Origin of the sequence: Mycobacterium terramassiliense (assembly GCF_900157385.1) — a bacterium.
Taxonomy (GTDB): domain Bacteria; phylum Actinomycetota; class Actinomycetes; order Mycobacteriales; family Mycobacteriaceae; genus Mycobacterium; species Mycobacterium terramassiliense.
In genome coordinates this window covers 262,454-274,492 of record NZ_LT717699.1, presented here as the reverse complement: position 1 = coordinate 274,492, position 12,039 = coordinate 262,454, and the positions used below count along the sequence as shown (strand labels likewise).

General features: G+C 71.3%; 10 protein-coding genes. 4 read left to right on the top strand and 6 right to left on the bottom strand.

Annotated elements, in window-relative coordinates; genetic code table 11:
• The first annotated feature begins 35 nt into the window (after positions 1–35).
• Positions 36–785 (top strand): dienelactone hydrolase family protein, encoded by a 750-nt coding sequence (locus MTAB308_RS05470; protein ID WP_077098508.1) that lies wholly within the window; start codon positions 36–38, stop codon positions 783–785.
• Here the strand turns inward: MTAB308_RS05470 and MTAB308_RS05465 are convergent.
• Positions 780–2,021, bottom strand: a complete 1,242-nt coding sequence (locus MTAB308_RS05465) for a glycosyltransferase (RefSeq protein WP_077098507.1) — start codon at positions 2,019–2,021, stop codon at positions 780–782. The genes MTAB308_RS05470 and MTAB308_RS05465 overlap by 6 nt on opposite strands.
• 466 nt (positions 2,022–2,487) lie before the next feature.
• Between MTAB308_RS05465 and MTAB308_RS05460 the strand changes: the two genes are divergently transcribed.
• A complete protein-coding gene (locus tag MTAB308_RS05460) occupies positions 2,488–2,952 on the top strand; it encodes a PAS domain S-box protein (protein WP_245831280.1) in 465 nt (154 codons plus the stop codon).
• On the opposite strand, the gene MTAB308_RS05455 is transcribed toward MTAB308_RS05460, so the two are convergent.
• Genes MTAB308_RS05455 through MTAB308_RS05445 form a run of 3 tightly spaced genes read right to left on the bottom strand, consistent with a single transcriptional unit; the run spans position 2,933 to position 5,978 of the window.
• Positions 2,933–4,033: an acyl-CoA dehydrogenase family protein gene (locus MTAB308_RS05455; RefSeq protein ID WP_077098506.1), complete on the bottom strand. Its 1,101-nt coding sequence runs from the start codon at positions 4,031–4,033 to the stop codon at positions 2,933–2,935. The two genes, MTAB308_RS05460 and MTAB308_RS05455, sit on opposite strands and share 20 nt — an antisense overlap.
• Positions 4,030–5,214 (bottom strand): acyl-CoA dehydrogenase family protein, encoded by a 1,185-nt coding sequence (locus MTAB308_RS05450; RefSeq protein ID WP_077098505.1) that lies wholly within the window; start codon positions 5,212–5,214, stop codon positions 4,030–4,032. Before MTAB308_RS05450 ends, MTAB308_RS05455 begins: the two co-directional genes overlap by 4 nt.
• Positions 5,211–5,978, bottom strand: coding sequence for an SDR family oxidoreductase (locus MTAB308_RS05445; RefSeq protein WP_077098504.1), 768 nt, complete (start codon positions 5,976–5,978; stop codon positions 5,211–5,213). Before MTAB308_RS05445 ends, MTAB308_RS05450 begins: the two co-directional genes overlap by 4 nt.
• Positions 5,979–6,044: 66 nt before the next feature.
• Between MTAB308_RS05445 and MTAB308_RS05440 the strand changes: the two genes are divergently transcribed.
• A complete protein-coding gene (locus MTAB308_RS05440) occupies positions 6,045–6,395 on the top strand; it encodes a PE-PGRS family protein (RefSeq protein ID WP_077098503.1) in 351 nt (116 codons plus the stop codon).
• Positions 6,396–6,406: 11 nt separating this feature from the next.
• Here the strand turns inward: MTAB308_RS05440 and MTAB308_RS05435 are convergent, their stop codons facing one another.
• Together MTAB308_RS05435 and MTAB308_RS05430 are read right to left on the bottom strand one after the other, a co-directional pair.
• On the bottom strand, positions 6,407–9,634 hold the full coding sequence (locus MTAB308_RS05435) for an acetyl-CoA carboxylase family protein (protein WP_077098502.1): 3,228 nt from the start codon (positions 9,632–9,634) through the stop codon (positions 6,407–6,409).
• The gene (locus MTAB308_RS05430; protein ID WP_173842123.1) at positions 9,631–11,166 is read right to left on the bottom strand and encodes a class I adenylate-forming enzyme family protein; all 1,536 of its coding nucleotides are present in this window, start codon (positions 11,164–11,166) and stop codon (positions 9,631–9,633) included. Before MTAB308_RS05430 ends, MTAB308_RS05435 begins: the two co-directional genes overlap by 4 nt.
• A gap of 38 nt (positions 11,167–11,204) precedes the next feature.
• Between MTAB308_RS05430 and MTAB308_RS05425 the strand changes: the two genes are divergently transcribed.
• Positions 11,205–12,038, top strand: coding sequence for a thioesterase family protein (locus MTAB308_RS05425; RefSeq protein WP_173842122.1), 834 nt, complete (start codon positions 11,205–11,207; stop codon positions 12,036–12,038).
• The last annotated feature ends 1 nt before the right edge of the window (position 12,039 follow it).

Genomic DNA, 12,039 nt, shown 5'->3' with positions numbered 1-12,039 from the left:
AATTCAGCCTGCGTGCCAGGAGTAGAACGGAGGCCATGCCGAAGATCACCGACAGCGTCACCACTGCCGACGGCACCTGCCCCGTCGGCCTGTTCACCCCCGAGGAATCCGACGGCCGGGGCGCGGGACCCTGGCCGGGAATAGTCATGTATTGCGACGCCGGCGGCGTGCGCGACACGTTCGACCAGATGGCCGCGAAGCTGGCCGGATTCGGTTATGCGGTGCTGCTTCCCGACGTGTACTACCGCAGCGGCGACTGGGCCCCGTTCGACATGGCCACGGTGTTCAGCGACGCCGAGGAGCGCGGACGCCTGTTCTCGATGATCGGCGGCATCACGCCGGACAAGATGGCCGGCGACGCCGGCGCCTTCTTCGACTACCTGTCCGCGCGCCCCGAGGTGTCCGGGCAGCGGTTCGGCGTGTGCGGCTACTGCATGGGCGGCCGGACCTCGGTGGTGGTGGCCGGGCGCCTCGGTGACCGCGTCGCCGCCGCCGCGTCGTTCCACGGCGGCGGCCTGGTGACCGACGGCGCGGACAGCCCGCACCTGCTGGCCGACCGGATGAGCGCGACGGTGTACGTGGGTGGCGCCGAAAACGACGCGTCCTTCACCGCCGACCACGCCGAACAGCTCGACAAGGCGCTGACGGCGGCGGGGGTCGCGCACACGATCGAGTGGTATTCGGCGGGCCACGGGTTCGCGGTGCCCGACAACCCGCCCTATGACCCCGCGGCCGACGAGCGGCATTGGGCGGCGATGACCGAGGTGTTCGGTTCGGCGCTATAGGGCCACGCCGGCGCCGCCCCGCGCGCCGATCGTCTCGAGCAGGCGCGTCGCGGCCACGGCCGCGCCGTCGGTGCGGATCTCACCGGCCACAACGCCGGCCCGCGCGCGGGTCTCGGGGGCCAGGGCGGACGCGAGCAGCGAGGACAGCGTGCCCGCCGCCGGCGCCGCCACCAGCGCCGCGCCGATGCCCAGCTCGGCGACCCGGCGGGCCCAGTACAGCTGATCGGCCCCCTGCGGCACCACCACCTGGGGCGCGCCGGCCAGGGCGGCCGTGGTCGTGGTGCCCGCGCCGCCGTGGTGCACGACGGCGGCAACCCGGGCGAACAGCGCCTGCTGGTTGACCTCGCCCACGGCAAAGCAGTCGTCCCCGTCGTCGATCGGGCCCAGGCCGGCCCAGCCGCGGGCGAGCAGCGCGCGGCGGCCCTGCGCCCGGATCGCCTCGATGGCCGCCCGGGCGGTGCGCTCTAGCGTGGGCACGGGCATGCTGCCGAACCCGACGTACACCGGCGGTGCGCCGGCGTCCAGGAACTCCACCAACTCGGTGGGCAGCGGGCGGGTGTCGCGCAGCAGCCACGCCCCGGTTTGGACCACGTCGAGGTCCGCCGGCTCCGGCCACGGGCCCAGGGTCGGGTCCGCCGCAAGCCAGGGCCGGTCGGTGAAGGCGTGGTCGCGGACGTTGTCCACCGGTGGCAGGCCGATCGTGGCCCGGTGCCGGTTGAGCGTCGCGCCGAAGTGCGCGTTGGCGTTCCGCGCGTCGACGTCCCACAACACCCGGTTGTCGACCATGCCCGGAGCCAGCGGCGCGCGCCAGAACGACGGCGGCGGGTGGTGCGGTGACGGCAGGTCCGTCGGGTGATAGCTCGCGTACACGTAGTGGATGCCCAGCTTTTCGGCCGCCGAGCGCGCGCCGGCCGCGGCCGGCAGCAGGCCCGCCGCCAGCAGCGCATCACACCCCTGCGCCGCCGCGGCGACCGTGTCGAACTGCGCGGCGATCAGCTCGTCGATGTGCCGCCGCAGATCGTCCTCCGACGGCGGCGCCGCGCCGGTCACCATCGCGCGCACCGACTCGCCGAACGACACCAGCGGCACGCCGAGACCGGCCACCCGCTCGGCGAACTCCTCGTCGGGTGGCGCGCAGATGCGGGCCTCGGCGCCGAGCGCCTGCAACTGCACGGCCAGGCCGACCAGCGGCTCGACGCCCCCGCGCGAATCGTATGTCGAGAGCAACACACGCATTTCGCTTACTCTGCAGCAGCGCCGCCCCGACCGCGAGCCCGCGACGGGCGGCCGGGGCTGATTGCCGGACGAAACGGTTTCGATCCGTCTGAGGAAAAGATGGCCGACCGTCGCCGACCGGAGTTAGCGAACCCCGGCCCGGGGCGGTTGCTGCCGGAACTTTCCGCCGGTACCCGGACTTTTGCCGAGTTAGCGACGGCGCGTTTTCAAGTTTGCTAGCTAGGGCCCGCCCGCTGGCCGGGGCGGAGGAATTCCGGTCCTGCAGCTAATAAACCCGACTAGGAATAATCGCATCGATGCGGTGCACGGCGCGCGGAATTAATTTGGCACGTGACTAATAGCTAATACGGTCAGCAAACTATAGACTTATTAAGACCCTTCCCATACCATTTGCTGACATCGCGTTCAGACATGAGCGCGACTTTTCCGCTTCGGGGCACAATGCCAGGGCGACGACGGGGGTACCGTGATCGCGAAGATTCCCACAGCCGTCAACGGTCGACGAATTGAGCGTCGAAGCCCGAGGCCGCCCAACCACCTGCCGATCGACGAACTGCACCGGATGCCGGCCCTGGTCGTCCTGGACCGGCTGCCGTCCCCGGCCCTCGCGGTCGACCGCCTGGGCACCATCCTGTTTGCCAACGACTCGTTCTGCGAGATGGTGGGGCACTCGCCCGACGATCTGCTCCAGATGGAGTTCGAACACATCTTTTACCGCGTTCCGGCCGACGACCGCTGGGTGACCCTGGTCGGCACGGGCGCCAAGCGGCTCGTCGAATTGCGGCACAAATCCGGCCACTCGGTGTGGGCCAGCATGAGCAAGTCGGCGATGCGCCGCCGCGACGACACGGTCGCGCTGGTCACCTTCCACGACCGCACCGAGGAGCTGTGGCTCAACGACGCCCCGGCCATCACGACGCCGGCAGGTTGACCAGCTCCCCCAACAGGGCTCGGTGGCGGTAGGCGGTGCCGAGCGCCAACTGGTCGCTCTTGGCCCGCTTGAGGTAGAGGTGCGCCGGATACTCCCAGGTCATTCCGATGCCGCCGTGCAGTTGCACGCCCTCCTCGGCGGCGTGGACCGCGATGCCGCTGCAGTAGGCCTGGGCGATGGCGGCCGCGGTCGGCGCATCGTCGTCGCCGCGAGCGCACGCGTCGGCGGCGTACCGCGCGGCCGCCGTCGCCGCGCCGATCTCGAACCACAGGTCGGCCAGGCGATGCTTGATCGCCTGGTAGGAGCCGATCGCGCGCCCGAACTGCTTGCGCTGCTTGACGTAGGCCAGCGTGGTGTCGAAACACCACTGGGCCACCCCGAGCTGCTCGGAGGCGAGCAGGGCCGCCGCCGTGCGCAGCGCGTCGGCCAGCGCGGCGCCCGCCGGGCCCACCGGGCCCACCGGTGTCGACGCCGCGCCCGAAAAGCTCACGTCCGCAAGCGGTCTCGTCATGTCCAGCGCCAGCACCGGTGACACCTGCACGCCCGCCGCGGTGCGCGCGACGGTGTGCAGCTCGAGCCCGTCCGGCCCCGCCACCGGCACCACCAGCACGTCGGCCTCGCCGGCGCCCGCGACGCTGCCGACCGATCCGCTCAGGCCGCCGGCGTCGCCGCTGAGGCCCGCGACCGCATCGCCCGGCGCGGTGGACAGCGGCACCACCAGCGCCGCGGTGACCTCGCCCCGGGCCAGCGCGGACACCGTTTCGGTGTCGCCGGCGCCCAGCAGGGCGACGGTGGCCAGCACCGCGCTGGACAAAAACGGCACCGGTGCGACGGCCCGGCCGATCTCCTCCATGACGACGGCGGCCTCGCGCGCGCCCGCGCCGGCACCGCCGAGCGATTCGGGCACCAGCAGCCCGGCCACCCCGAGGTCGGCGGCCAGCGTCCGCCAGAGGCCCGAGAAGTCCTGTGGCTCGGGGTCATAGGCGCGCGCCACCGATTCGGGTGGGCACCGGTCGGCGAACAGGTCTCGGACGCTGTCCCGCAACGCCTCCTCGGTGTCGGAGTACAACAGATCGCTCACCGGTCCAGGTCCTTCCACGGTCTGTCCTTGTCCACGCGATGCTCGCCCGGCAGGCCGAGGATCCGCTCGGAGATGGTGTTGCGCAACACCTCCGACGTGCCGCCCTCGATGGAGTTGCCGCGGGCCCGCAGGTAGCGGTAGCCGGGCTCGCGACCGACCAGGTCGACCGTTTCCGGCCTGCGCAAGGTCCAGTCGTCGTAGCGCAGCCCGGCCTCGCCGTGCAGTTCGATCTCGAATCCCGAGATCGCCTGGGCCAGGCGGGCGAAGGCAACCTTCATGCCCGCGCCCTCCGGTCCGGGCTGACCCACGCTCGCCTGCTGGCGCAGCCGCTCACCGGCCAGCCGCAGGACCTCCGCCTCGACCCACAGCCGCATCAGCTCGTCGTGCATGGCGGGGTGGCGCAGCGCCGGCTCGTGTCGCCAGGCCTTGGCGACCTTGCCGATGTGGCCGCCCTCCCGCGGCGTTCCGGCGCGGGTGCCGATGGCGACGCGCTCGTTGTTGAGCGTGGTGGTCGCGACGCGCCAGCCGCCGCCCTCCGGGCCGAGCCGATTGGCGTCGGGCACCCGGACGTCGGTGAGGAACACCTCGTTGAATTCCGCCTCGCCCGTGATCTGGCGCAGCGGCCGGACTTCCACGCCGGGCTGCGTCATGTCACACAGGAAGTACGTCAGGCCGGCGTGTTTGGGCACCGTCGGGTCGGTGCGTGCCACCAGGATGGCCATGGTCGCGTGCTGCGCCTGTGACGTCCACACCTTTTGCCCGTTGACAACCCAGTCGTCCCCGTCGCGGACCGCCCGGGTGGAGACCCCGGCCAGGTCCGAACCCGCACCGGGCTCGCTGAACAACTGGCAGTAGATCTGCTCGCCGGTGAACAACGGGCGCAAGAACTTTCGCTTCTGCTCGTCGGTCCCGAACGCCGCGATCGTCGGCGCCGCCATGCCCATACCGATGTAGTTCTTGGCGGTGCCGCCCACCGGCGCGCCCGCGGCTGCGAGCTCGGCGTCGACGAGTTCCTGGGCTTTGCGCGTCAGCCCCAACCCGCCGAATCCCTCCGGCAGGTACACCCAGGCCAGCCCCGCATCGTATTGCGCCCCAAGGAATTCCCGTGGTTCGGTGCTGGCCGGGTCGTGCTCGCCGAGCAACTTTCTGACCCGCGCCTCGAGGTCCGCCTCGGGACTCATTGGGCCTGGTACCCCTGCGCGGGGCCGAGCAGCAGGCCGCCGTCGATCACCATCGTCTCGCCGGTGATCCAGCTCGCCGCGTCGGAGACGAGAAAGGCGACCGCGCCGGCTACGTCGGCCGGCTCACCGATGCGCCCGAGCGCGATCGTCGCCGCCAGCGGATCCTCGTGGTCCTTCCACAGCGCCTCGGCCAGCCGTGTGCGCACCACCCCCGGGGCGATGGCGTTGACCCGGACGCGCGGCGAAAGTTCGAGCGCGAGTTGCTTGGTGACGTGAATCAGCGCGGCCTTGGTGGCGTTGTACATCCCCATCGCGGGTGACTGGTGCATCCCACCGATGGACGCGGTGTTGACGATCGCCCCGCCGTGCTCGCCCATCCAGGACTTGACGACGAGCGAGGTCCAGAGCAGCGGGGCCCACAGGTTGACGTCGAAGATCTTGGTGAACCGCGCGTGGTCCTGCTCGATCAGCGGACCGTACGCCGGGTTCGTTCCCGCGTTGTTGACCAGGATGTCGACGCGGCCGAAGCGCTCCAGCGTCAAATCGACGCAGCGCCGCGCGGCCTGTTCGTCGACGGCGTGCGCGCCGACGCCGACGGCCTTCTCGCCGACCTGCGCCGCGGCCGCGTCGGCCGCCTCCTGCTTGCGCGCGGTCAACACCACGTCAGCGCCCGCCGCGGCCAATTGCTGGGCGATCGCCAGCCCGATCCCGCGCGACGCGCCGGTGATGATTGCGGTGCGGCCGGTCAAATCCAGTGAGGTCATCGCGGTGAGCCTTCCCGTTCGCTTGTAAGGATGTTTACACATGTGCGTACGTGGTAACCGACCCGCATGTTCACGAAATTAACCCTCACGAAAAGAATGGTCGTGGGCGGGGCTGCCGCCGCGGCGATAGCGGTCGCGCCGATCGCGATGACTGATTCGGTTGCTTTTGCCGCGGCGCCTTCCGGACCCGCGCCCGCGCACATCGTCTTCAAGGACGACCCGGGCGGCGGCGGCTGCGACGCCAACGGCAACTGCGGCTCCGGCGGCCAGAACCAGGGACCCGGCGGCGGCCCGGGCGGACAGGGCTGCGTGCCGGGCGTCGGCTGCGGCTCGGGCGGCCAGTTCGCCGGTCCCGGCGGCGTGCCGGGCGGAACCGGCTGCCTGCCGGGCGTCGGCTGCGGTTCCGGCCACGCATAACCGTCGCACCCTCAGCCTCCCGGGAGCCTGGTGATCCAGGCCCGGGAGTCTGCCGGGTCGATGACGTCGTCGAGTTCGAACGTGGTGGCCGACCGCAGCGCCTTCCCGTGCTGGTAGGCCGCCGCGACGAGCTTGTCGAACAGCTGCTGGCGCGCGGCGGGATCCGCCTCGGCCGCGAGTTCCTTGCTGAACCCGAGCCGCACGGCGCCTTCCAGGCCCATGCCGCCGATCTCCCCGGTCGGCCACGCGACCGTGAACCGGGGCGCGCGGAAAGAACCGCCGGCCATCGCCATCGCGCCGAGCCCATAACCCTTGCGCAGGATGATCATTCCCAGCGGCACGGTCAGCCTCGCGCCGAGGACGAACATCCGGCCGAAGCGGCGCACCGCGGCCTCCTTTTCCGCCTCGGGCCCCACCATGAATCCCGGAGTGTCGCACAGCGAGATCACCGGCAACCGGAACGACTCGCACAGGGCGAGAAAATCGCCGGCCTTGTCGGCCGCCTCGGCGTCGATCGCACCGCCGAGGTGGTGGGTGCTGTTGGCGATCAACCCGTACGCCACGCCCTCGACGCGCACCAGCGCGGTGACGATCCCGACGCCGTAGTCGGGCCGCAGCTCGCATACGGAACCGACGTCGACGACCGACGCGATCGCGCGGTGCACGTCGTACGCCCGTAACCGGTTCTCCGGCACCACGTGTCGCGCGAGCCGCGGGTCGGGCGCCTCCCAGTCGTCGAGCGCGCCCTGAAAATACGAGAGGTATTGCTTGGCGAGCGCGACGGCGTGCGCCTCGTCGCGGGCGACCAGGCCGACGACGCCGTTGTGCCGCTGCACGTCGATCGGCCCGATCGCCTCCGGCGGGTACACCCCCAGCCCGCCGCCCTCGATCATGGCCGGCCCGCCCATGCCGATGTTGGCGTCGGGGGTCGCGATGATCACGTCGCACACCCCGGCAAGGGCCGCGTTGCCGGCGAAGCAGCGGCCGGAGACGATCGACACCAGCGGCACCTTCCCGTTCAGCGCGGCCAGCATCCGAAAGGTCGGCACGTCGAGCCCGGCGGCCCCGCCGACGTCGGTATCGCCGGGCCGCCCGCCACCGCCCTCGGCAAACAGCACCACCGGCAGGCCTTTTCGGGTGGCCAGCTCGAAGACGCGGTCGGTCTTGGCATGGTTGCGCATGCCCTGCGTTCCGGCCAGCACGGTGTAGTCGTAGGACACCACCACGGCCTCGGCCGCGGCCCTCCCGAAGCGGTCGGCGCCGATGGTGGCCAGGCCGGCGACCAGGCCGTCGGCCGGGGTGTTGGCGATCAGGTCCTCTTCGGAGCGCCGACTGCGCTGGGCGGCGATCGCCAGCGCGCCGTACTCGACGAAACTGCCGGGGTCGACCAGGTCGGCGATGTTCTCCCGGGCCGTGCGGCGCCCTCGCGCGTGCCGCTTGGCCACCGCCGCCTGCCGCCCCTCGTCACGGGTGAGCAGATGCCGGTGTGCGACCTCGTCGAGGTCGGCGCGCGGTCGGTCGAGATCCGAGGCGGCCGAGGACGATTCGCCCTCGGCCCCGGCGCCCGTACGGGTGAACACGACCAGGGGATCGCCGGTTCCGACGACCTGGCCGGGTGCCACCAGGCTTCGCACGGTCCGCAGCGTGTCCGGCGCGGTGAGCACATGTTGCATCTTCATCGCCTCGAGGACGACGACTTGGCCGCCGGCGCCGATCTCCTCGCCTTCGGCCGCCACCTCCACCACGGTGCCGGCCAATTGCGCACGCAGCGCTTCCTCGCCGGGATAGAGCTCGACCGGCGCCGCACGGGCGTCGTGCTGGTGGGCCAGCGCGGCGGCGGCCAGCTCGGGCAGCTTCTCTTCGAGAAAATCCGTAGTCACCCAGCCGGACTGAATTCTGCTGTCGGACAGCAGCTCTCGCAGCAATTCGATGTTGGTGCGGACGCCCTCGATGCCGAATTCGCCCAGGGCGGTGCGGGCCTTGCGCGCCGCGGTCCGCATCGACGATCCGTGCACATGGACGATGACCTTGGCCAGCAGCGAGTCGTATCGCGGGCTGGTGATCAGGCCCGGCCGGCCGTAGGTGTCGACGCGTACGCCGGGGCCGCCCGGGGGCGAGAACACCGTCAGGGTGCCCGCAGCGGGCACCACCGACCCATCGGCGGCGAAGGTCTCCGTGTTGACCCGGGCCTGAATCGCAATGCCGCGCCGCGCCGCCGGCTCGCCGATGACTTCGTTTCCGTCCGAAGCGATTCCGGCCGGGAGCCCCAGCTGGTAATACGACGCGCCGCCGGCGATCGCCAGCTGGGCGGCCACCAGGTCCACGCCGGTCGTTTCCTCGGTGACCGTGTGCTCCACCTGGATCCGGGGGTTGACCTCGAGGAACACGAATCCGTCGCCGGCCGCCAGGAATTCGACGGTGGCCACCCCGCGTAAGCCGACCCGGGCGCACAGCCGCGCCGCCGCTTGGTGCAGCGCGCGGCGCAGCACGTCGGAAATGCCTTGCGCCGGCGCGATTTCGACCAGCTTCTGGTAGCGACGCTGGATGCTGCAGTCCCGATCGCCGAGCGCCAACGCGTGCGTCTGGTGCCCGGCCGGGGCGCCCACGACCTGAACCTCGAGGTGCCGCGCGTCGGACAGGACCGCCTCGGCGAACAGGGCGGGGTCACCGAAGCCGAGTTGCGCCTCCGCGGCGCACTGTCGGTAGGCGTGCTCGATCTGATCGGCGTCGCTCACCTTCCGCATTCCCCTGCCACCGCCGCCGGCAACCGCCTTGATCATGATGGTGCCGCCGTGGGCGGCGAGAAACGCCTTGATGTCCTCGACGCTGCTGGGCCCCTCGGTCGCCGGCAGCACCGGAACACCGGCCGCGATCGCGGCGGCGCGGGCCGACGGCTTGTTGCCGACCAGCTCGAGCACGTCGGCGCCGGGCCCGACGAACGTGTAGCCGGCCGACGCGCAGGCGCGGGCGAACTCGGGGCTCTCGCTGACAAACCCGTAGCCCGGATGAATCAGCTCGGCGCCGGACTCCTTGGCCGCCGCCAGCAGCTCGGCGTGATTCAGGTAGGCCGCCGGGCCCGCGCCCGGCAGCCCTATCGCCTCGTCGGCCGCGTGCACGTGGGGGCTGTCGGCGTCGTCTTCGGCGTACACCGAGACCGTCCGGTAGCCCAGTTCCGTTGCGGTGCGGATGATTCGAAGCGCGATCTCGCCCCGGTTGGCGACCAGCAGGGTGGCGCTCACCGGAGCGGGTCCCCCCAGACCACCTGCCCGCGCAGCTTGCCCTTGAGCAGTTTGCCGCCGGCGTTGCGCGGCAACGCTTCGGACACCACCGTGACGTACTGCGGGACCTTGAAGTCGGCCAGCTGCTCGCCGCAGTGCTCGAGCACGGCCCGCACGTCGATCTCCCCGTCGCCGGCGAAGAGCACGGCGCCGACCTTCTCCCCCATCACGTCGTCGGGCACCGCCAGGACGCAGGCGTCGGCGACGTTGGGCGCCGAGAGCAGCGCGGCTTCGACCTCGACGCTCGAGACGTTCTCACCGCCGCGGTTGATGATGTCCTTGAGCCGATCGACGATGTGCACCCGGCCCGTGTCGTCGACCCGGACCACGTCGCCGGTGTGCAACCAGCCGTCCGCAAACGTGGCCGAGGTGGCCTCCGGCCGGTTCCAGTAGCCCGCCGTGACATTGGCGCCGCGCGCGACCAACTCGCCCACGCCCGGCTCGTCACCGCCGAACGGGACCAGCCCCAGCTCCACCGAGGGGACCGCGTACCCGACGGAGTCGGCGTGCTCGAGGGCGTCGCGGTCGGGCAGGACGGTCATCAGCGAGGCGGTCTCGGTCATGCCGTACCCGTTGAACACCGTTGCTTGCGGGAACGCCTGCTTCACGGATCTGACCAAGGACGGTGCGATGGGGGCGCCCCCGTAGCCCACCCAGCGGACCCCGGACACGTCGGCTTGCGCAAACCCCTTGTGCCGCAACATCAGGGCATAGATCGCCGGGACGGTCACCATGACCGAGATGCGCTCGGCGCCCAGCGTCGCGATCAACTCGTCGAGGTTGAGCGCGGGCATGATCACCGACGCGCCCCCGAGGCGCATCGCCGCCAAAAGCTGTGAGTTGCAACCGGTCACGTGGAACAGCGGCACCGAGATGAGCGTTCGCATCCCCTCGCCGAGATCCCTGGGCTGGTCGAGACAGCGGATCGCGTTCTCGGTGTTGGTCACGAAGGCCTCGTGGGTGGTCGGCACGCCCTTGGGGTGGCCGGTGGTGCCCGAGGTGTAGAACAGGGCGGCCGTGTCGGTGTGCCCGAGTCCGTGGGTCACGTACGGCCGGCCGTCGGGCAGCGGCGCGTCCGGGGACAGGTCGATCCGCGCGCCGGAATCGGACAGCACGAACTCGACCTCGGGGCGCGCCGAGCGCGTATTGACCGCCACCGCAACGCCGCCGGCCATCACCGTGCCCCAGAAGGCCAGCACCCAATCGATCCCCGCCGGGTAGCGCACGGCGACGCGATCCCCCGGGCTCAGCCCGTCCGCGTGCAGCCCACCGGCGACCCGCGCCGCGCCCTCCCACAGCTGCCGGTAGGTCAGTCGGCCGGCGCCGAGTTCGACCACGGCCTCACTGTTCGGGCGGTTGTCGACTTGCTCGGCGAGCATGTCCAGCAGGGTGGCGGGCAGGCGCTCGTAGCGCGGGACGCCGTCGGCGTCGCGGGACACACCCGTAATGGGGAATGGGTTGTGGCCGCGCGGAATTTCGATCACTGGAGGCATGCCCGGTCCCTCTATCCTCCTGCCCTATCGTGATAGCGGTGACGATCGAGGATTCCGCCATCATGCCCGAGGCGTTCTTCACTGTCGATGGTGACTCCTACCTGCCGGGCCCGCTGACCCGGGGACCGTGGGGCGCGGCGCTGGGCGGCCAGAACGTCGGCGGCCTGCTGGCGTGGGGAATAGAGCGATCGGGGCTCGATCCCGACCTCCAGCCCGCCCGCCTGACGGTCGATCTGCTGCGCCCCGTCCTGCTCGAGCCGGTCCAGATTCGGACCTCGGTGCTGCGCGAGGGCCGGCGCATCAAGCTCGTCGACGGCACCCTGGTGCAGAACGGGCGGACGGTCGCGCGGGCCAGCGCGCTGTTCCTGCGGCGGGGCGAGCATCCCGAGCAGCAGGTGTGGTCAGGCCCGGTCGAGATGCCGCCGCTCCCGGACGGCTCCGACGGCTTCGCAGCGGACATGCCGTTCCTCATCTGGGGCTACGGGGCCAGCCTCGGCGGCAGCCCCGGCATCGCGGCCGGTGAGTGGGAACAGGCCCATTCCCAGAAGTTCGCGTGGACGCGGCTGTTCCGCCCGATGGTGCAGGGCTACCCGCTCACGCCGTTCACCCGGCTGGGATTCGTCGGCGACATCACGAGCTCGCTCACCCATTGGGGCACTGGCGGTTTGCGGTACATCAACGCCGACTACACCGTCACCGCGAGCCGCCTGCCCGACGGCGATTTCCTGGGCCTGGCGGCCCAAAGCCATTACGGCACGGCGGGTGTGGCCACCGGCACCGCGACCCTGTTCGACCGGCACGGCCCGATCGGGTCCAGCACGGCGCTGGCGATCGCCCAACCCGCCGACGCGTTCCAGCCGAGCTATCAGTAGT